22 protein-coding genes are annotated in these 19736 nt (G+C 69.3%); 10 read left to right on the top strand and 12 right to left on the bottom strand.

The genetic code is table 11. The features are described from left to right. The 4 genes from AC1C2R_RS09805 to AC1C2R_RS09790 form a co-directional block, all read right to left on the bottom strand. Complete coding sequence (locus AC1C2R_RS09805) at window positions 1–549, bottom strand: pyridoxamine 5'-phosphate oxidase family protein (protein ID WP_495379794.1); 549 nt, start codon at window positions 547–549, stop codon at window positions 1–3. Between the two features lie 30 nt (window positions 550–579). Beyond that, a complete protein-coding gene (locus AC1C2R_RS09800) occupies window positions 580–1413 on the bottom strand; it encodes an alpha/beta fold hydrolase (RefSeq protein ID WP_495379793.1) in 834 nt (277 codons plus the stop codon). Window positions 1414–1457: 44 nt separating this feature from the next. Then, window positions 1458–2078 carry a TetR/AcrR family transcriptional regulator gene (locus AC1C2R_RS09795; RefSeq protein WP_495379792.1) on the bottom strand — a complete coding sequence of 207 codons (621 nt, stop codon included), beginning with the start codon at window positions 2076–2078 and terminating at the stop codon, window positions 1458–1460. 156 nt (window positions 2079–2234) lie between these two features. Further along, window positions 2235–3074, bottom strand: coding sequence for an SDR family oxidoreductase (locus tag AC1C2R_RS09790; RefSeq protein ID WP_495379791.1), 840 nt, complete (start codon window positions 3072–3074; stop codon window positions 2235–2237). A 133-nt stretch (window positions 3075–3207) separates the two neighbouring features. On the opposite strand from AC1C2R_RS09790, the gene AC1C2R_RS09785 reads away from it, so the two are divergent. From AC1C2R_RS09785 to AC1C2R_RS09770, 4 genes are all read left to right on the top strand, one after another. After that, window positions 3208–4068 carry an ABC transporter ATP-binding protein gene (locus AC1C2R_RS09785; protein WP_495352285.1) on the top strand — a complete coding sequence of 287 codons (861 nt, stop codon included), beginning with the start codon at window positions 3208–3210 and terminating at the stop codon, window positions 4066–4068. A gap of 43 nt (window positions 4069–4111) precedes the next feature. Then, window positions 4112–5146: an aliphatic sulfonate ABC transporter substrate-binding protein gene (locus tag AC1C2R_RS09780; protein ID WP_495379790.1), complete on the top strand. Its 1035-nt coding sequence runs from the start codon at window positions 4112–4114 to the stop codon at window positions 5144–5146. A gap of 326 nt (window positions 5147–5472) precedes the next feature. Continuing rightward, entirely contained in the window at window positions 5473–6303 is an 831-nt protein-coding gene (locus AC1C2R_RS09775; RefSeq protein ID WP_495380392.1) for an ABC transporter permease, read from the top strand. A gap of 92 nt (window positions 6304–6395) precedes the next feature. Next, window positions 6396–6860 (top strand): GNAT family N-acetyltransferase, encoded by a 465-nt coding sequence (locus AC1C2R_RS09770; RefSeq protein ID WP_495379789.1) that lies wholly within the window; start codon window positions 6396–6398, stop codon window positions 6858–6860. 45 nt (window positions 6861–6905) lie between these two features. Here AC1C2R_RS09770 and AC1C2R_RS09765 read toward each other — a convergent pair whose 3' ends face one another. Beyond that, window positions 6906–7526 carry a TetR/AcrR family transcriptional regulator gene (locus tag AC1C2R_RS09765; protein WP_495379788.1) on the bottom strand — a complete coding sequence of 207 codons (621 nt, stop codon included), beginning with the start codon at window positions 7524–7526 and terminating at the stop codon, window positions 6906–6908. 59 nt (window positions 7527–7585) lie between these two features. Between AC1C2R_RS09765 and AC1C2R_RS09760 the strand changes: the two genes are divergently transcribed. Further along, complete coding sequence (locus AC1C2R_RS09760; protein ID WP_495352281.1) at window positions 7586–9079, top strand: DHA2 family efflux MFS transporter permease subunit; 1494 nt, start codon at window positions 7586–7588, stop codon at window positions 9077–9079. A gap of 68 nt (window positions 9080–9147) precedes the next feature. On the opposite strand, the gene AC1C2R_RS09755 is transcribed toward AC1C2R_RS09760, so the two are convergent. After that, window positions 9148–9432, bottom strand: a complete 285-nt coding sequence (locus AC1C2R_RS09755) for a DUF4190 domain-containing protein (protein WP_495352280.1) — start codon at window positions 9430–9432, stop codon at window positions 9148–9150. A gap of 296 nt (window positions 9433–9728) precedes the next feature. On the opposite strand from AC1C2R_RS09755, the gene AC1C2R_RS09750 reads away from it, so the two are divergent. After that, a complete protein-coding gene (locus tag AC1C2R_RS09750; RefSeq protein WP_495379787.1) occupies window positions 9729–11219 on the top strand; it encodes a DUF6421 family protein in 1491 nt (496 codons plus the stop codon). Between the two features lie 139 nt (window positions 11220–11358). After that, window positions 11359–12042 (top strand): SDR family NAD(P)-dependent oxidoreductase, encoded by a 684-nt coding sequence (locus AC1C2R_RS09745; protein WP_495379786.1) that lies wholly within the window; start codon window positions 11359–11361, stop codon window positions 12040–12042. Between the two features lie 44 nt (window positions 12043–12086). On the opposite strand, the gene AC1C2R_RS09740 is transcribed toward AC1C2R_RS09745, so the two are convergent. Both AC1C2R_RS09740 and AC1C2R_RS09735 read right to left on the bottom strand, forming a co-directional pair. After that, window positions 12087–12719 carry a hypothetical protein gene (locus AC1C2R_RS09740; protein WP_495379785.1) on the bottom strand — a complete coding sequence of 211 codons (633 nt, stop codon included), beginning with the start codon at window positions 12717–12719 and terminating at the stop codon, window positions 12087–12089. Between the two features lie 165 nt (window positions 12720–12884). Beyond that, complete coding sequence (locus tag AC1C2R_RS09735; protein ID WP_495379784.1) at window positions 12885–14219, bottom strand: MFS transporter; 1335 nt, start codon at window positions 14217–14219, stop codon at window positions 12885–12887. 104 nt (window positions 14220–14323) lie between these two features. On the opposite strand from AC1C2R_RS09735, the gene AC1C2R_RS09730 reads away from it, so the two are divergent. Then, window positions 14324–14710 (top strand): phage holin family protein, encoded by a 387-nt coding sequence (locus AC1C2R_RS09730; protein ID WP_495352275.1) that lies wholly within the window; start codon window positions 14324–14326, stop codon window positions 14708–14710. A gap of 40 nt (window positions 14711–14750) precedes the next feature. On the opposite strand, the gene AC1C2R_RS09725 is transcribed toward AC1C2R_RS09730, so the two are convergent. The 3 genes from AC1C2R_RS09725 to AC1C2R_RS09715 are packed head-to-tail and all read right to left on the bottom strand — an operon-like array spanning window position 14751 to window position 16767. Continuing rightward, entirely contained in the window at window positions 14751–15617 is an 867-nt protein-coding gene (locus AC1C2R_RS09725) for a hypothetical protein (RefSeq protein WP_495379783.1), read from the bottom strand. Continuing rightward, window positions 15614–16417 carry a hypothetical protein gene (locus AC1C2R_RS09720; RefSeq protein WP_495352273.1) on the bottom strand — a complete coding sequence of 268 codons (804 nt, stop codon included), beginning with the start codon at window positions 16415–16417 and terminating at the stop codon, window positions 15614–15616. Before AC1C2R_RS09720 ends, AC1C2R_RS09725 begins: the two co-directional genes overlap by 4 nt. Beyond that, window positions 16414–16767 carry a PadR family transcriptional regulator gene (locus AC1C2R_RS09715; RefSeq protein ID WP_495352272.1) on the bottom strand — a complete coding sequence of 118 codons (354 nt, stop codon included), beginning with the start codon at window positions 16765–16767 and terminating at the stop codon, window positions 16414–16416. The genes AC1C2R_RS09720 and AC1C2R_RS09715 overlap by 4 nt, the downstream gene beginning before the upstream one ends. Before the next feature lie 135 nt (window positions 16768–16902). Here AC1C2R_RS09715 and AC1C2R_RS09710 point away from each other — a divergent pair, with 135 nt between their 5' ends. Further along, complete coding sequence (locus AC1C2R_RS09710) at window positions 16903–18339, top strand: AAA family ATPase (protein WP_495379782.1); 1437 nt, start codon at window positions 16903–16905, stop codon at window positions 18337–18339. A 155-nt stretch (window positions 18340–18494) separates the two neighbouring features. After that, window positions 18495–19337 (top strand): PIG-L deacetylase family protein, encoded by an 843-nt coding sequence (locus AC1C2R_RS09705; RefSeq protein WP_495379781.1) that lies wholly within the window; start codon window positions 18495–18497, stop codon window positions 19335–19337. A 28-nt stretch (window positions 19338–19365) separates the two neighbouring features. Here the strand turns inward: AC1C2R_RS09705 and AC1C2R_RS09700 are convergent, their stop codons facing one another. Beyond that, entirely contained in the window at window positions 19366–19587 is a 222-nt protein-coding gene (locus AC1C2R_RS09700; protein WP_495352269.1) for a hypothetical protein, read from the bottom strand. Between the last annotated feature and the right edge of the window lie 149 nt (window positions 19588–19736).

The following is a 19736-nucleotide window of genomic DNA, read 5'->3' as shown; positions in this document are numbered from 1 at the left end:
TCAGGCGGTGATGAGCCCTGGGAGACCGTCGACGCTCCGGGTGTTCTTCTCGACTCGATACTCGGCCATGCCCTCGACGCCCTTCTTCTCGGCTTGCAGGCGCAACAGGTCGCGTTCACCCGTCATCTCCATGATGGGCACGCCCCAACCGCACGAGTCGCTGATCCTGGTCACCTCCACGGTGATGACGGCTCGCGTGCTCGGGTGTTCGGGGTGCCGTGCCACGACCTCTTCGAACGCGGCGTCGCCGGGCAGCCAGACCGACCCGCTGCCGTGCAGTCGCACGATGCGCGGGCGGCTGTCGAAGGAGTTGAACATCAGGCAGACTCGCCCGTTCTCCCGCAGATGGGCGATCGTCTCGACGCCGCTGCCCGTGTAGTCGACCCAAGCGACACGGTGCTCGTCGAGCACCGAGAACGAGTCGTGCCCGCGCGGAGACACGTTGACGTGACCGTCTGCGCCGAGGGGGGCGGTCGCGACGAACCACATGGGCTGCGCCTCGATCCAGGCCTTCAATTTGTCGTCGATGGAATCGAACAGTTTGCCCATGCTCAAAGCCTAGATCGTGGGTGCCCGTGGTCAGACCTGGCGGCGGGCAGACAGATCGGTGATGAAGCGTGCGATCTCAACGGGCCTCTCTTCGGCCATGAAGTGGCCGGCGTCGATCGGTTCGTACGTCAGGTCGGTTGCCCACGCTTGCCAGAGTGCGGCGGCATCGAAGCCCAACTGGGCGCCCCAGTCCTGGGAGATGACGCCGACGGGCATGGAGAGCGTCTTGGCCGCCTCGCGGTCCTCGAGGTCCATGCTGAGGTCGATGCTCGAGGTGGCGCGGTAGTCCGCGACGATGGAGTCCACGGCATTCACGGAACTGTCGATGTAGTGCTGGCGGACCTCGGGCGTGAAGGTCGAGCCGTCGGTATCCCATGCATCGAGGAATGAGGCGAAGAACTCCGCTGCGACTGCCGTGATCATCTTCTCCGGCAGGCCCGCGGGCTGGGCCATGAGGTACAGGTGCCACGCCACCTTCGCGTTCACGCCCTGCAGGACCTGCCAGGTGTCGAGGGTGGGGAGCACGTCGAGGATCCCGAGGTACTGCACCGCGTGCGGGTGGTCGAGGCCGGCACGAACGGCCACCAGCGCACCGCGGTCATGGCCGATCAGGCCGAAGCGCTCGTGGCCGAGTGCCGCGGCCACTTGCATGACGTCCTCGGCCATGGTGCGCTTCGAGTACGTGTCCGGACCGTGCTCCGGCGGCTTCGCGCTTTCGCCGTAGCCCCTCAGGTCGGGAACGATGACCGTGTGCCGGGCAGCGAGCTCGTGGGCGACGTGGCGCCACATGTAGTGCGTCTGCGGGAAGCCGTGGAGGAGAACGACTGCGGGTCCTGTGCCTCCGACTGCGACGCGCAGGTCCACCCCCTGCTCGCCCTGCAGTGTCTGATACCGGAATCCGTCGATGGTCAGCGTGCTGATGATGTGTCCTTCACAGTTTGCGGGTCGGTTGCGGGGGATGGACGGCCGGAGAAGATGCCGGCGGGGAAGTCGTGCATCGCCGGCGGTGTCGCCAGCAGCGCCGGTACGAGGATCGAGTCGACGAGCGCTTCGAGGTAGCGGTCGTCGATCTCCAGCCCGTTGAGCCGCCGGAACAAGATCACGGCGCCGGCGACCTCCTCGAAGGGGAACGGGTCCACGCCCTCCGGCAGTTCCCCCCGGCGGACCGCTGCGTCCACGACGGAGGCGGGCAATCGAGCTCCGGTGGGGCCGACGGCACGTTCGATCGCCTCGCCCAGCTCCGGGTCTTCAAGGCCCGCTTGGAACAGCAGCATGGCGGTCTGGCCATCCGTGGAACGCATCGTCGTGACGAGACGCTGACAGAGCGCGAGCAGGTCGCCCCGCAGGCTGCCGGTATTGATCTCATCCGGCCCCTCGCGGCGCGCAGGGCCGGCCTTCAGTGCGGCGACGACCATATCCCGCTTGGACTTCCACCGCCGATAGAGGGTTGCCTTCGACGCTCCCGCGCGGCGCGCGACCTCTTCGAAGGTGACGCCTTCGTAGCCGCGCTCTGCGAGCAGCAGGTTCACGACGTCGAGGATCTCGCCCTCACGCTGGTCGTCACGAGGTCGCCCCCCGCGACGAACTTCCGGCCCGAGCTGACGGCCCGGCTCTTCATTAGGAAACGGCACGTTCCGTATCCTATCAGGTGAGACACGAATCACGGATCCGAGCTCGGCCCGCCTTCAGCGACGCCCGGTGAACCGCTCCATGGAACGGTAGACGCCGAAGCCCTCGCCCACGAGCCGGTCGAAGACCCGGGTCGGCAACAGGCCGCGAAGCGCTCGTGAGACGCCGACGCTCCACGGCAGTTCGAGCAGCGGCCGCCCGTCGAGCATCGCCCGCCAGACGCGGTCGACGACGTAGTCGGGCTCGAGCACCGGGGTCAGCACCGGGCCGCGCGCGCCGGTGAACATGCCTGTCGAGATGTAGCTCGGCGTGACCGTGGTGACCTTCACATTGCCGTGGTCGGCCTGCTCGAGTTCGACTCGCAGCGAGTCGCTCCAGCCGATGAGCGCCGCCTTCGACGCGGCGTAGACCGCCATGCGTGGGTTCGCGAGGGTGCCGGCCGCGCTCGCGATGTTCACGATGCGCGCGGGCCGGTAGGCGCCCGCGATCATGCCGGGCAGGAACTCTCGCGTGATGTACATCGGCGCGAGCGCGTTGACCTGCATGATCGGGCGGGTGTCCTCGCCGTTGTCGGTCTCCCAGAAGTAGCGGTTGCCCCGCACGATGCCGGCGTTGTTGATGAGCACGTCGGGGTTGCCCAGGTCTTTTCGTACCCTCTGGGCGGTCTTCGCGATCGCCCCGGCATCGCTGACATCGACCACGAACGACTGGATGCGGGTGCGGCCCTGCGAGATCGCACCGAGCTCGTCGACGGTGCGGGCGAGCGCGGCCGCGTCGCGATCCCAGATGGTGACGGATGCCGCGTGCTCGCTCACGGCCCGTTCGGCGTACATGCGGCCCATGCCACCGGCCGCACCCGTGATGAGGACCTTCGCGCCGCGCACCGTTCTCGTCATCCACCCATCCTCGCGCACCACGGGCGTGCCGTCGGCAGTCGGCACTGTTACGCCGTGGGTCGCGCGCGGCTGACAGCGCGGCGGCACGTCGATAGCTTCGGATGGATCCCCCAATCCGCTCCGAGGAGTCCCCATGTCGGCGACATCCGCCCTCCCCCGCGAGACGACGGGCTCGGCCGAAGCCGCGCCCGTGTCGTTCCGCGGCATCGGGCGCGCGTTCGACACGGCCGCGGGCACCCGGCAGGTGCTGCGCGACATCGACCTCGACGTCGCGGCCGGCGAGATCGTCGCGATCCTCGGTCCGAGCGGATGCGGCAAGTCGACGCTGTTGCGCATCGCCGGCGGGCTCGACCGTGCGAGCGCGGGCACCGTGACCGTCGATGGCACGGCGGTTCCGCCGTACGACCGGCGCTCGGCCGTCGGCTTCCAGGAACCTCGACTACTGCCGTGGCGCACGGTCGCCGCCAACGTCGCGCTCGGGCTCCCGCGGCGCACACCGAAGTCCGTCGGCCGCGACAAGGTCGCCCGGCTCATCGAACTCGTCGGCCTCGCCGACTTCGCGGGCCACCGCCCCCGCGAGATCTCGGGCGGCATGGCGCAGCGCACGTCGCTCGCCCGAGCGCTCGCCCGCAATCCAGGAGTGCTGCTGCTCGACGAGCCCTTCGGTGCGCTCGACGCGCTCACCCGTCTGAAGATGCAAGACCTGCTGCTCGACGTGCACGCGGCCGCGCCGACGACCGTGCTGCTCGTCACGCACGATGTCGACGAAGCCCTGCAGCTGGCCGACCGGGTGATCCTGCTCGGCAGCGACGGCGAGACGCCGGGTGCCGACATCCGCCAGATCGTCGTCGTGCCTGGTACCCGCCCTCGCGATCGCGGATCTGCCGAGCTCGCCGAGCTGCGCGGGCGCCTGCTCGACGGCCTCGGCATCGACCGGCACGGTGCCGCCCGCGGCATCGAGGCCGTCACGACCATCCCGCACTACCCGTTCTGACCGGCGCCCACAGCAAGCGTCACCACCCCTGAAGGAGTTCCTCGTGTCCCGCACCCCGTTCCTCCGTACCGCGCTCGTCGCGGGTGCCGCCGCCGCGGCGCTGCTGCTCTCCGGCTGCGTCGCCGGCGAAGGCCAGGCCGCCGAGCCAGAGCCCGCCGAGAGCGGCGAGGCCGTCTCACTCGAAGGTCAGACCCTCAACATCGACTTCGCGACCTACAACCCGCTGAGCCTCATCATCAAAGACCAGGGCTGGCTCGAGAACGCCGGTCTCACCGTGAACTGGGTGCAGTCGGCCGGATCGAACAAGGCCAATGAGGCACTGCGTGCCGGCGCGGTCGACGTCGGCTCGACCGCCGGGTCGGCTGCGCTGCTCGCTCGCTCGAACGGCTCGCCGATCCAGGTCATCTCGCTCTACTCGCAGCCCGAATGGGCGGCGCTCGTCGCACCTGACGGCTCGACCATCACCTCCGTCGAAGACCTGAAGGGCAAGCAGGTCGCGGCGACCAAGGGCACCGACCCGTACTTCTTCCTGCTGCAGTCGCTCGAAGCCGAGGGGCTCGAGGCATCCGACATCACGGTGCAGAACCTGCAGCACGCCGACGGTTGGGCGGCACTGCAGAACGGCTCGGTCGACGCGTGGTCGGGCCTCGACCCGATCATGGCCGGTGCCGAAGAGGAGGGCGCGACCCTCTTCTACCGCAACGTCGACTTCAACAGCTACGGGTTCCTGAACGCGACCGAATCGTTCCTCGCGGAGAAGCCCGAGGTCGCGCAGGCCGTCGTCGACGCCTACGAGCAGGCCCGCGCGTGGGCCGCCGAGAACCCCGAAGAGACGGCGCAGATTCTCGCCGACGTCGCGGGGCTCGACCTCGCCGTCGCGACGAAGGTCATCGAGGAGCGCTCGAACCTCGACATCGACCCCGTGCCGGGCGACACCCAGGTCAAGGTGCTCGAGAAGATCGGCCCGATTTTCGTCGAGCTCGGCGACGTGCAGACGCAGGAGCAGGTCGACGAGGCGCTCGACACGATCATCAACGACACCTTCGTCACGAAGGCCGACGCGGCCCGCTTCGAGTAGTACCCGCAGTACCCGCAGTACCCGTAGTACCTGCTCCGGGGGTCGAAATCCGACACAACGACCCGCTTTTCGCGGACTGATTGTCGGGAAACTACCCCCGGAGCGCAGGGAGAGGATGCAGCGCAATGAGCAAGGCGGATGCCACGCAGCGAACGAATAACTCGCAGCGAACGGACAACTCGCAGCGAACGGATAACTCGCAGCAAACGGACAACTCGCAGCGAACGGATAACTCACAGCGAACGGATGCCACGGGGCTGGTGCACGGCCTCGTGAGCCCTGCCGCGACGACAGCCGCCGGCCCAGTCTCCTTCGACGGATACGCGGTGCCCGCGGCGGCGATCGTGCCCGAGGGACGACCCCAGTCCCCGAAGCGCGCGCCCGGGGCATCCGTTCGCCTCGTCGATCGCCGCTGGTTCCGCATCGTCGGCGGCGCGATCATCCCGCTTGCGCTGCTCGGCGTCTGGCAGTGGGTGTCGACGTCGGGACTCGTGCCCGTGTCGCAGCTGCCGTCGCCCGAGATGGTCTGGCTCGCCGCGGTCGATCTCGCCGAACGCGGCGTGCTCGGGCTCTACGTGGCGATCTCGACGCAACGCGTGTTTCTCGGCTTCGCCTTCGGCGCGGCGATCGGGCTCGCGCTCGGCGCGGTCGTCGGGCTCTCCAAGCTCGGAGACATCCTGCTCGCGCCGACGCTCGGGGCGATCCGCGCCGTGCCGTCGCTCGCGTGGATTCCGCTGCTGATCCTCTGGTTCAAGATCGGCGAGGAGTCCAAGGTCATCCTCATCGCGATCGGCGCCTTCTTCCCCGTCTACACGATCGTCTCGGCCGCGCTGCGGCACGTCGATCGCCAGCTCATCGAAGCCGGCCGTGCGTTCGGGCTGCACGGGGTGCCGCTCTTCGCCGCGGTGCAACTGCCCGCGGTCGTGCCCTCGGTGCTCTCGGCACTGCGCCTCGCCCTCGCGCAGTCGTGGCTCTTCCTCGTCGCCGCCGAGCTCATCGCCTCGTCGATGGGCCTCGGGTTCCTGCTGAACGACTCGGGCCAGAACGGCCGCATCGACCGCATCTTCCTCGCGATCATCATGCTCGCCGTGCTCGGCAAGCTCACCGACTCGATCGTCGCGCTCGTCGAACGCTGGGCGGTGCGTCGCTGGGCATGACGCCTCCCCGGCGCGCGGATGGCATCATGGGGCGATGACCGCGCGTCGCTGGGCGTGACGCCTCCCCGGCGCGCGGATGGCATCATGGGGCGATGACCGACGACGTGCGCCTCAGGCCGAAGACCGATGCCGAGACCGCTGCATGGCTGCCGATCGCGATGGCGGCGTATGAGCAGGCGCGGCGTGATGCCGGCGACACGGCCGAGCAGGCGACCGCCGCGCGCCGGGCATCACAGGAGCAGTTCTTCCCCGACGGTCGCCTCATCGACGGCCACCACCTGTTCACCGTCGAGGCGGCCGAAGAGGATGCCGGGTGGCTCTGGATCGGCCCGATGAGCGACCCGGCCAACTGGTACGTCTGGGACGTCGAGATCCATGAGACGCACCAGCGCCGCGGGCTCGGCCGGCGCACGATGCTGCTCGCCGAGGAGTTCGCGCGCGAGCACGGCGCGGTGGCCATGCGCCTGAACGTGTTCGCCTACAACGAGCCGGCGATCCGCCTCTACGAACGGCTCGGCTACTCGACCGCGGCGATGCACATGCAGAAGGCGCTCTGACGGGCGAGCGGATGCCGCGGCATCCCCTCGCTCACCGGGTCGTGCTCACCACGGTTCGTCGATCGCCGGCATGAGCGCCCGCATCTTCGCCACACCGTCGGGGAAGCACGCGTCGAAGATCTCGGTCGCCGAGAGCTCGTCGCCGTAGTCACCGGTCAGGCGGAGCCCGACGATCGCGTTGATGAGCATGCCGGTGGCCATGAACTGGCGGGTCTGCTCTTCGGAGAATCCGGCCTCTTCGCGCACGAAGCGCCAGATCTCGCTGAAGCCCCTGCGTGCGACCCGCCCGATCACGGGCTCGCCGCCGAGTGCCGTTGAGCCCGCGATGACCGGCAGCATGCCGCGCTCGGCGAGCAGGTTCGTGTAGGCCGTGCCCATGCGTTCGGCGCGACCTTCGACCGACCCCGGGAGCACCGCGCGGAACTCGGCGACCAGGCGGGCGTAGGCCCGCTCGATCACCTCGATGAAGAGCTTCTCTTTCGTACCGAAGAGCCGCACGACGTAGGGCTGGCTGACGCCCGCTGCGCGCGCCACCTCGTCGGTCGTGGTGCCGACGTAGGTCTTGGCGCCGAAGACCGCGGTGGCGGCGATGAGGATCTGCTCACGACGGTCGGCGGCCTTCATGCGCGGGGCGGGTCTGAGTTCATCGGCCGACATGCTTGACATGTTATCAGTCGATTACTACTCTCCAAGTAATCATCCAATTACAACTTGGGAGCCACGCCGTGTCATCCACCACCATCGACCCAGCAACGTCGCCCTCCGCAGCGCCGCAGCGCATCCGCCGCTCGATTCCGATCTGGCTCGTCCTCATCGCCACAGCCCTGCCGATGTTCATGGCGACGCTCGACAACCTCGTCATGACCAACGCCCTCCCCGTGCTGCACTCGGAGTTCGGGGCCTCCGTCGAAGAGCTGCAGTGGTTCATGAACGCCTACACGCTCGCCTTCGCGAGCACGATCCTCATGGCGGTCGCGCTCGGCGACCGGTTCGGGCGCCGCACCGTCTTCGTGATCGGCATCGTCGTGTTCACGCTGAGCTCGGCGCTCGCCGCCCTCGCCACCGACCCGGGCCAACTCATCGTGGCACGCGCCGCACAGGGCTTCGGGGCTGCGGCCATCATGCCCCTCTCGCTCACGCTGCTCGCCGGGGCCGTGCCGCTCGCACGCCGCCCGCTGGCCATCGGCATCTGGGGCGGCGTCGCCGGCCTCGGCGTCGCGACCGGGCCGCTCATCGGCGGCGCCGTGATCGAGGGCTGGGCCTGGCAGGCGATCTTCTGGATCAACGTTCCCGTCGGCGTCGTCTCGGTCGTGCTCGCGCTCGCCGCCCTGCCGAACAGCTTCGGTGCGCGCCTTCGCGCCGACATCGTCGGCCTCGTGCTCTCGGGTCTCGGGCTCCTCGGCCTCGTCTACGGCATCGTGCGAGGCAACGACGCCGGCTGGTCGAGTTTCGAGGTACTCGGCAGCCTCATCGCGGGCGGCGTGCTGCTCCTCGCGTTCGTGGCGTGGGAGTCGCGCACCTCGGCGCCGCTCCTGCCGCTCCGACTCTTCCGCGACCGCAGCTTCACCGTGGCGAACCTCGCGGGCTTCGGGTTCAGCTTCGGCGCTTTCGGGTCGATCTTCATCCTCATCCAGTTCCTGCAGGTCGTGCAGGGCGCGAGCCCGCTCGAGGCCGCACTCCAGACCTCGCCGTGGACGCTCGCGCCCATGATCGTGGCACCGCTCGCCGGCGTGTTCGCCGGGCGCATCGGCACGCGCGCGCTCATCGTCGCCGGGTTGCTCGCGCTGTCGGGCGCGCTGTTCTGGCTGACGCAGCTGTTGGAGCCGGGCACTGAGTACTCGGCCTACGTCGCGCCGTTCATCGTCGCGGGCATCGGCATGGGACTCGTGTTCGCACCATCGGCGACAGCTGTACTCGCGACCATGGCGCCCGACGACCACGCCAAGGCGAGCGGCACCAACTCGATGCTGCGAGAGATCGGTGTCGCCCTCGGCATCGCCGTGTCCACCGCGGTGTTCACGGGCGCGGGCGGCGCGCTCACGCCCGCAGAGTACGGCGCGGGCGCCCAGCCGGCAGTCGTGGTCGGCGCGGCCGTGCTGCTCGTCTCGGCGCTGCTCGCACTGCTGCTGCCGGCCGGGCGGGCGACGCCGGTCGTCGCAACGGCCGAGGCAGCCCCTCGGGACGCCTCGCCCGAGTCGCAGGCCGAGTTGGTGCACTGACGACGGCTCCTGCTGAAACGACGTGTCCCCGCCCGGCTGAGCCGGGCGGGGACAAGCGAGTTGCAGGCCTAGTAGGTCGAGAGCGACGCGGTCGTCGCGGCGAGCGCGATCGACGCGATGATGACGATGCCCCAGACCACGATCGATGCGAAACCGATGATGATCGCGGCGATGGCGAGGCCACGGCCACGCTCACCGGTCTTCTTCACCTGGTTGAGCCCGATGAAGCCGAGCACGACCGCGATGACGTTGAAGCTGAGCAGCGACAGCACGAAGCCGACGATGGAGAGGACGTTCCACTTCTCAGCGGGCGCCGTCTGCGCGGGTACGGTGACGGGAGCGGGAGCGGTCATGTGAGAGTTCCTTGCTGTAGGGATCGACGGGTTGCCGACCCGCAGCCTGACAGCGCGTGCGAGCCACTGTCAATGGACAGTTCTCCCCATTCGTCATGATTCATCGCACGACGACCGATAACCGGTGATTGCGTGACGCGGCGATCTACGCCGTGGATTCTTGCGTTCACGCAAGAATCCCGCGCCGGGGCACAACCAATCGCAGAGGCTCGCCTCATAGCCTTGAGGGAGCCGGCGAATCGCGTCGTGCCATCACGCGCACCGTGCGCACCCCTCACCGAGGAACGGAGGTTCATATGTCGAGCAACACCACGATCGACGCCATCATCGGCGAACCCGAGGTTCTCGAAGACGAGGTGACCGCCGCCGACCTCGCACTGGCCGAGGGCGTCGAGACGGATGCCGCGTGGCTCCGCCTCAAGGAGTCGGCGACCGCGTTGCAGGCGCTGCAGGTGAAAGACGGGTCGGTGCCCGAGGACCCCTCGACGGGCTCAGGGAGCAAAGACGAGGCATCCGCTCTCGTCGACGCGATCGTCGAGTCGATCGAGGCCCTCTCACCACGGTTCCCGCACGAGGCCGAGTACCTCGCGGCATCCGTCGTCGACTTCCGCCGCTGGCAGGCCGAGGGCTTCGGCGTGCCCGACTTCCTCGACTCGCTCGTGGCATTCCAGCCGCAGCGGCACCGCATCGACGGCATTCGTCACCTCGTCGTCTTCCCGATGTACACGCAGAACGGTTCGACCGAGCGGCACGTCGAAGCGCTCGTGGTCGAGACGATCTGGCCCGAGTTCATCGCGGCGCTCGAGGCGGGCGACTACGGCAACAAGCTCTTCGTGAGCCTGCGGCTCGTCGACTTCACGCCCGGGTACGACACGAACTCGGCCGTGCTGTTCCCCGAGACGGTCGCCATGCGCGAGATCCCGTCGTTCACGTGGGGCGCGATCTTCCAAGACCGCGAGGCAGCGCGCTACCGCAGGGTCGTGCGCGCGGCATCCGAGATCACGAAGCTCGAACTGCCCGACGATGCGGTGGCCCTACTCGACGATCAGGAGCTCGCCGAGCGCACGTTCGTCATGTGGGACATCATCCACGACCGCACGCACATGCGCGGCGACCTGCCGTTCGATCCGTTCATGATCAAGCAGCGCATGCCGTTCTTCCTCTACTCGCTCGAGGAACTGCGGTGCGACCTCACCGCGTTCCGCGAGTCGGTGAAGATCGAGCGCGGCCTTCGGGCACGAGCGACTGAGCATTCGGAGGGCGGCGGCGAGCCGCTCACCGACATCGAGCAGCAGTTGCTCGAGCACGGCAAGCTCGTGCAGTACGCGGTGATCTTCGATCGCATCTTCCGGTTCGCAATCACGGGCTCCCGTGTGCGCAACTACGACGGGCTCGGCGGCCAGCTGCTATTCGCGTGGCTGCACCAGAAGCACGTGCTCGACTGGACGGATGTCTCGCTGAGCTTCGACTGGGACGCCGTGCCCGATGCGGTCGTCGAGCTCGGCGACGCGATCGACGAGCTGTATTGGAAGTCGATCGACCGCCCGAAGACCGTGCACTGGCTCGCCGCATACGAGCTCGTGACGAGCGTCGTCACGCCGAACCCGGCGTCGGTGTGGGCCGAGGGTCTGCCCCGCGAGGTGCTCGCCGGCCCGCCCAAGGGCTACACCGACCTCGTGATGGACGACGAGTTCCCACTGTCGATGTTCTACGAGGCCCTCGACAAGAAGATGAAGTCCGTCATCGAGTCGACGGTCGGCATCACGGCCCACTCGTCGGTCGAATAGCGACTCGCCGGTCGAATAGCGAAGCGTATCGAGACCACCCGTCGGTCGAGTAGCGAAGCGTATCGAGACCACCCGCGGGCTGGTCTCGATACGCTCCTTCGTCGCTACTCGACCGACGTGCGCAGAGGAGAATGACTGCATGACCGATCTTGCGAACCGCACCGTGCTCATCGCGGGAGCGACGAGTACCTCCGGCCGGGCGGTCGCCCGCGCGCTGCTCGACGCTGGAGCCCGAGTGATCGCCGTCGGCAGCGACGAGGGCCGCATCGAGGCACTCGAGGCCGAGCTGCCCGGTGTGGTCGGCGAGCGCGCCGACCTCACCGACGGCGACGATGTGCTCGAACTCGCCATGCGCGTGCATGCCCGGGTCGGCGACCTCGACGGTGTCATCCACCTCGTCGGCGGTTGGCGCGGCGGCGGCGGCATCCCGGGCCAGACCGAGGAGGACTACCGGGTGCTCGAGCGCTCGTTCACCGCGCTGCGCTACGTCAGCCGAGCCTTCTGGGACGATCTCGTCGCCTCCCCGGCCGGGCGCATCGCGATCGTCTCATCGACCACCGTCGAGCGACCGACCGCGGGCGGCGCCAACTACACCGCGGTCAAGGCCGCGAGCGAATCGTGGATGCGCTCCCTCGCGCAGGGGTTCGCCCACGCTGGTCGAGGAGCCGACCAAGAAGGCGTGCCGAGACCCACCGCTGCGGCCGTCACATTCCGCGTGAAGTCGCTCGCGGGCCTCGAAGACCGGCTCGCGGCATCCGTCGTCGAACTCTGGGGCACGGATGCCGCCGAGCTGAACGGCCGCGTCGAGACGTTGTCGGCCTGACCCAGGTCTGCAGCACGTCTGCGGACGCCGGCGGCCGGCCTCGGTCAGCCGGCGGGCGGCGCTTCGCTCGCAGTCGGCGGAGGCGTCGTCGCCGCGGGCGGCTGCTCCTGATCGGCCCGCCTCGCTTCGCCGATGCATCCGTCGCTGTCACCGCCGGCGCCCTCGAGGGCGAGTCGCCACGCCGCCTCCTGCTCGGCGGTGAACCCATCGGGCATCGCCGGAGCCGTCGACGTCGGATCGCGCGGCTCGGTGTTCCACCACTCCCATGAGCGATACTCCTGGCCGGCCTCGGTCATGCACTCGCGCACGAGCTGTTGGAAGCCGAGCCAAGCCTGCTGCTCCTCGAGCGTGGGCATCGGGTCGGGCGGTGTCGTCGGTGCAGGCGTCGGGGCCGGAGTCGGTGCCGGGCTCGGCGTCGGCCTCGGCTGTGATGCAGTCGGTGGCGCAGGCAGCGGCTCCTCGCCATTCGCGTCGGCCCCGTCGGCCGGAACCTGCGAGTCGCTCCTCTGCGCCTCGCCTGCCTCGACCCCGAAACCGCCGTCGGTGGTCGCGACGGGTTGCGGCGAGCGCGCGTCGTAGAGAACGGGTGCACCGGTCATCGCCGCGGCGACGCCGACGAAGATCGAGCCGACGAACAGCGCCGCGATGGCGGCACTGAAGATGATGGTCTTCCGCATCGGGCACCTCCGGCCGCGATTCGGGAACGACCGCGCGGCCGTTCAGGCGAGTCCGCTCCATGCTACACGCCCCTCGAATGGGGGTTACGTGGCCGAGTACGGCAGCACGCCGACGCACCGATGTGCGGTAGCTGTGCGGTAGCTCAGCGGTGGCTCAGCGAGCGCTCAGCCGCCGGCACTCGTCGGCCCGGCGGCATCCGACGGGTTCTCGTGCGTGTCGGGCGCTTCGCCCGCGACGTCCGCCGGCGACCCCTGCCTGCGACTCAGCCACATGAACGGCACGGCGAGCACCTGGATGCCGCCGCTGACGAGCAGCGATCCCGGATAGCCCCAGAGGTCGGCGGAGCGACCGAGTACGGGCTGGATCACGGCGCCGCCCGTACTGCCGAGCAGCGAGTCGAACGAGAGCACGGTCGCCCGCTGCTGCGACGGGATCATGTCGTTGAGGTACGCCTGCTGCACAGGGCCGGCCGCCGCGTCGACGAGTCCCCACAGCGTGAGCAGCACGAGCGCGATCCAGAAGTTCTGGTTCACGCCGAGCGCGAGCAGCACGAGCGTCGAGACGATGAGGCTCGCGATGATGGTCGTCGTGCGCTTGCGGAACCGACGTCGCACCCACGGCGCCGCCAGCCCGCCGAGCACCTGCGCCCCGGAGAGGATCGCCGCGGCGAGCCCGGCGATCGAGTAGGCGCCCGTGTCGCCCCAGAGTTCGACCAGGTAGGGCTGCAGCGCGTAGAAGACGTAGAAGCCGACGCCCGTCGTGAAGAACGACGCGAACATGACGTAGCGCACCGGGCGCCGCCCGAGGCCGTATTTCACCGAGGCACTGAACACGTCTTTCGTCGCCTGGATCGGGTGGGCACGGCCGGCGGGCGTGAAGCCGAGATCTCGCATCACGAGCGCCGCGACGACGAACATCACGACGAGGATGCCCGCGCGGATCAGGAACGGCACGCCGAGGTTCGTCGCCTGGGCGATGACGCCGCCCAGGATCGAGCCGACGAACATCGCCGCCCCCGAGAGGGCGAGGCCGCGCCCGAAGACCCGCTCGAGACCACCGGTGTAGCCGGTCGCGGCGAGCGCATCCACGAGCCAGGCCTCGACGGCGCCCGAGAAGAACGTGAAGCCGAGGCCGAGCAGCACCGAGACGATCGCCCACATCCAGAACGGCGAGTGGCCGACCCACAGCAGGTAGTACAGCACGGTCGTCACCGCGAGCGTGACGGTGCCGAGCAGATACGAGACCCGTCTGCCGAGCGTGTCGGCGACGACGCCCGTCGGCACCTCGAAGATCACCATGCCGACCGAGAAGAACGCATTCGCGGCGAACGCCTCGAAGTTCGTCAGCCCCGCGTCGAGCAGGAACAGTGTGTTGACGCCCCAGATGAACGACGCGGCGAGCGTATTGCCGATGAGCAGCGTGAAGTACGCCGCCTGCACCCGTCGTGCTGCCGGGTTCGGTGCGGTGCCCGTCTCACCCCGCTCAGCGCGTTCGGCCATGCGCCACATCTTGCTCGCTTCGGGCCAGAGCCGCCACGGTCCGAGCGGATGCCGCTGCGGCGCGCTGCTCGACACGACATCCGCCGCCCCGCTACGCTCGCGGCATGGTGCGCTTCCTCATTCGTGCGGCGATCTACCTCGTGACCGCCGCTCTCGGCCTTCTCGTTGCCTCGTGGGTCCTCCCCGACTTCCACCTCGAGTGGGGCGGATTCCTCGTCGCGATCATCGTCTTCGCGATCGCGCAGAGCGTGCTCAGCCCGTTCATCTTCAACCTGGCCCGGAAGTACGCGTCCGCGGTGCTCGGCGGCATCGGCCTGGTCTCGACGTTCGTCGCGCTACTCATCGCGTCGCTCTTCCCGGGTGGCATCACGATCGACGGCTGGGTCACCTGGATCCTCGCGACACTCATCATCTGGATCATCACGGCGCTCGGCGGCTGGCTCCTGCCGCTCATCTTCCTCAAGAAGAAGGCCGAGGGCGCGAGGGCCTGAGTCGCGCCCCTGACCCGCGCGGGTCAGTGCCTGTCGTCGGTCAGTGCATGTTGTCGTTACCGGCCTCGTGCACGGCCCTGCCCCAGCACCCCGCGTCCTCCCAGCGGTAGGCCGCGCCGGCTCCGGCGTCGCCGTTGAGCGCGAGCGACCATGCGGCAACCTCGGCCTCGCTGAGTCCGGCCGGCTGCGCGGCCGGAGTCACGACGCCCGAGGAGTCGGCCGACGACCGGTATGCCGGGTTCCAGAACTCCCAGTAGAGGTACTCCTGACCGGCTTCGGTCATGCAGGCGCGCACGAGATCCTGGAATTCGAGCCACACCTGGCGCTCGGTGTCGAGAGCAGGGTCGTCGTCGGGCACCGGCGCACTGAGCGGATGCCCCGCGGCACGCGCCTCGGCCTCGGCCGTGTTGCCCACGTCGGCGCACCCACCGCCCGGTTTGGAGGCGTCGGGGCCATACAGGGCCTGGGTCCAGAGCACCGAGGTCTCGAAGTCGAGCCCCCTCGGCTGCGGGCTGCCGCCGAGCCACCACTGCCACTCGAGGAACTCGAAGCCCGCGGCATCCATGCACTCACGAATGACCGCTTGCTTGCCGAGCCACTCCGACCGCTCCTCGGGTGTCACGTACGAGGGGTCGGCGGGGTCGAGGTACGGGTTGTGGTCGGCCGACATCGCACCCGTGCCGGGCGTCGGCGGACCCACGGGCGTCACGTTCTCGGCCACCCCGGCGGGCGCGGCCACGGGAGCGGCATCGGGTTGCGGTTCGAGATCGTGGCCGCCGATCGCCTCATCGCTCACCGGCGCCGGCTGGTTGGCCGTATAGGCAGCGGCGCCGAGGGTGACGATGGATGCCCCGCCGAGGGTGGCGCCCGTGATCGCGACGATTGCGGCGATGCGTTGCAGGTTCATGCTGCGGTTCCTTCCGAGCTGGGGAGGAGCGGGGCATCCGCTGGGCGCCTCGGCCCCCAGTGCCCGATGGCCGACGGGAGCCACCACGCGGCCATCGCGACGAAGAACAGCACGCCGGCGGCCGCGAGCACGCGGTTGACGAGGATCGCCATGCTGAGCGACGAGGAGTAGAACTCGCCGAGGGTGACGCTCGACGCGATGAGCGCGTACATGCCGAATCGGATGAGCACGTATGCCGCGGCGGCGAGCCAGAGCGCGCCGAGCCAGCGCAGGCGCGGCAGTACGGTGAGCGCCGCGCCGACGAGCGCGATGGCGAGGCCGCAGACCCCGGCCGCCACGAGGTCCCACGCGCCGTTCCACGAGCCGGCGAGTACTCCCGCGCTGACGCGCACGACGATCAGCACGCCCCATGCGAGCAGCAGTGCGGTTGCGAGGTGCGCGAGCGCCGGCATCGCGAGCGGGAATGTTCCACGCGGCGCGTCGAGCGCCGCGCCCCGCAGTCGGCTGAATCGCCAGCTGAGGTCGGCGGGGATGCCGCGAGTCGCGCGGCTGAGAATCGAACGCCCGGCCCCTGGCGCACCGTCGGCGGCCTCTCGCTCTTCGGAGATATCGGATTCGAGCTCGGCGAGGCGGTCGGCCGCGATGTCGCCCGGGAGGTCGCGCGTGTACCAGCGGCCCCAGGCGAGCACGGCACGATCGATTCGGGGCGCGGATGCCGCGACGTCGCGCACCTCGAGCGTCTCGAGCACCTCGAGCGCCTCGTTGCGCTCGTCGCGCTCGTCGATGCCGCTGGCGCTCATGCGAACGCCGCCTTGCCCTGGACGACCGCGACCCGTCGCGCGTCGAGTTCGGTGCGGTAGGCGAGCTCACCGGCGCCGGTGACCCGATAGAGCCGTCGCCGCGGGCGTCCCTCGGCCTCGCCCACGGCCACGTCCTCCCAAGTGGAGTCGAGCAGGCCGCGCTCGCTCAGCCGCGCAAGCGCCTTGTAGAGCGTGCCGTGCGCGGTGAGCGCCGCAACCTCCGTTCGCTCGGCGATGCGCTTCGCGAGGGCGAAGCCGTAGAAATCGCCCTCGTCGCCCTGCAGTTCCATGCCTGCGGAGAGAATGTCGACCTCGAGGTCGAAGAGCCGTCCTTCGCGTCTGCGTGCCATGGACAAAGAATAGGAAGATATCTTCCCGTTGGCAAGAGGTTCTCCCCGCAGAGCTGACGCCCCGCGTCGGGCATCGATATGCTGGGGCCTCGCGCGACCCGCCCGGAACTCGCGCGAACACCACCGGAGGTGCGCATGGATCAAGACACCGCGGCATTCGTCGAGACGTACCGCAGGTTCCTCGCCGAGGTCGTCAACGCGCCACGTCCGACGCCGTCACGACTCACGCCGCTCGGCGAACTCGTCGCCGAGCACCTCGGCGCCGACGTCACGACGCTGCCGGTGATCACCGAGGTGATGCCCCAGCACCGCCTCGCCGACGCAGACATCGCCCTCGACGAGCTGAGCGAAGCCAGTGGCGGGCGCCTCCTCGGCGTCGGGGGCGGACAGCAACGCGGCCATCACTCGCTCTCCGATCTGCTCGAGAACCCGCACTCGGCGTTCGGCCCCGGGCCGGTCGACTACCGGGCCGCGGCCACCGGCCCGCACTCCGAGCGCCGCGCGGTCGCGTTCGGCTTGAGGTTGCTGCACTTCGATGAGCGACCCGTCGCCGTGCTGCAGCGTGCGAGCGCACCCGAGCACGGCCGCGAAGACGCACGCCTCGAGGTCATCGGGGCCGACGCCGCCGCCGGTGAGGCATTCATCGCCGAAGTGCGCCGCCTCATGCTCGAACGCAGTGTGCTGCGCGGTCAGGTGCTCACGATCGGCGGCAGCGAGTTCGGCCGGGGCACGGGGCAGATGACCTTCCTCGAGCGGCCCGATGTGCCCGCGGAACGCATCGTGCTCGACGAGCCCACGCTCGACGGCATCGTGCGCCACGTCGTCGGCATCGGCGAGCACCGCGCGGCACTCACCCAGGCTGGTCAGCACTTGAAGCGAGGCCTCCTCCTCTACGGCCCGCCCGGCACCGGCAAGACCCTGACGGTGCGCCATCTGCTCGGCCGCACCGCCGGCTCGACCGCGATCCTGCTCAACGGACCGTCGATCCGCTTCATCACCATGGCCGCCGAGGTGGCTCGGGCGATGCAGCCGTCGATCGTCGTGCTCGAAGATGTCGACCTGGTCGCCAACGACCGCTCGATCTCACCGTCGAGCCCCGTGCTCTTCATGATCCTCGACGCGCTCGACGGCCTCGACGGCGACGCCGACGTCACGTTCATCCTCACCACGAACCGAGTCGAGGTGCTCGAGCGTGCGCTCGCCGACCGGCCCGGCCGCATCGACCACGCCGCCGAGATCCCCATGCCCGATGCCGACGCCCGGCGACGGCTGTTCCGGCTGTACGCCGACGGGCTTCCGCTCTCGAGTGAGGCGATCGACGCCGCGGCGGACGCGGCCGACGGCACGACGGGCTCGTTCGCGAAGGAGCTCATGCGACGCACGGTGCTCGCCGCGGCATCCGATGGCCGTGCACCCACCGACGCCGATCTCGCACGCGCGCTCGACGAGCTGCTCTCGTCTCGTGCCGAACTCACCCGCAAGCTCCTCGTGGGCGGCAGCGGCGCTGACGCTGGGCCCCCAGCGCACGAGCACTTCAGCGGCAGCCACGGTTTCACCAGCTTGAGCGGCTGACGCGCCCACCGGCGGGCGGGCGGTCTCGGCTGTCGCGGCCAGCCGGGCGGGCAGGCCCGGATGCCGAGCAGGATTCGGCTTCCGCGGCGCGCCGGGTTACCATGCTCTTCGCCCATCCGCGCACCCCGACGCGGATCCGTATCGAGAGTCTCACCATGCGCAAGCGCACCGTCGCGCTCATCATCGTCGTCGCCGTCATCCTCGCCCTCGTCGGCGGGGCGTACTGGGCGGGTCGCCACCTGTTCTACGAACCCACCGCGAAGGGCGTGGATTCGGTCATCGCCGAACTCGACGGCACCCGTGTGCTCGGTGTCTTCGCCCACCCCGACGACGAGCAGACCGTCAACGGACTGTTCTTCCGCGCGCATCAGGGCGGCGCCTGTACGGCGATGATCACCGCGACGCAGGGCGAGGCCGGGCATCAGACACCGGTCGTCGCGCGCGACGAAGACCTCGGCGAGATCCGCAGGGCCGAGGCGCTGAAGAACAGCTTCAACCTCGGCGTCGACCGCCACGTCGTGTGGGACTACCCCGACGGGGGCGTGCCCGAGGCCGACGAAGACGAGCTCGTCGCCCGCGTGGTCGCCGAGATGAAGCGCGTGCGACCCGATATCGTCGTGGGGTTCTGGCCCGAGAGCGGCGCGACCGGCCACAAGGACCACATGGAGATGGGCCGCATCACCGAACTCGCGATCGCCGAGCTCGAGGCCTCGGGCGGTTCCTACACGGGGCCGAAGCACCTCGTCTACACGATCAGCCCGTCGGGCGCGCTCTCGGTGTTCGGCGGCGAGGCAGGCGCATTCGTCGTCGCGAACCAGCCGAAGCCCGAGTACGCGATGGGCGCCGAGGTCGCGAAGAAGCACGAGGGGTGGACGATCCACGCTTCGCAGGCGAACTACATGCAGGAGTCGTACATCTTGCCGACCTGGCTCATCTACGCGCTCTGGGACCAGGAGTTCTACCACGTGCGCGATCTCGAGGCCGAGCCGCTCGACTGAGCTGGTCGGCTGGGTCCGGTCGAAGGGGTCAACTCAGGAGCTGTGGAAGAAGGATGACCGCGAGTACGACGATTGGAATCAGCGCGAGGAGGGCGATGGCCCGACCGATGCGTCGCCGGCTCACCGTGCCCTTGCTGAACGAAGATCGAGACATGTGGTCGAGGTTGGGAAAGAGGGCTTGGTAGGGCGGCTCCTTCTCGGGTCCAGCAACCTGTTCCTGCTCAGGTCGGACACCATCGACGTTCCCCATGGCCCCACACTACGCTGCGACCTGAGCCGCCGGGCGGCCGAGCGGCCGAGCGGCCGGGCGGCCGGGCGGCCGGGCGGCCGGGCGGCCGGGCGGCCGAGAAGGGGATCACAACGTCGACGAGCCTGGAGACCGAATCTGAGGGTTGTGGA

This window comes from Agromyces sp. Y182, from assembly GCF_059445385.1.
The sequence above is the reverse complement of the archived record's forward strand: the minus strand, read 5'-3'. Positions and strand labels throughout refer to the sequence as shown.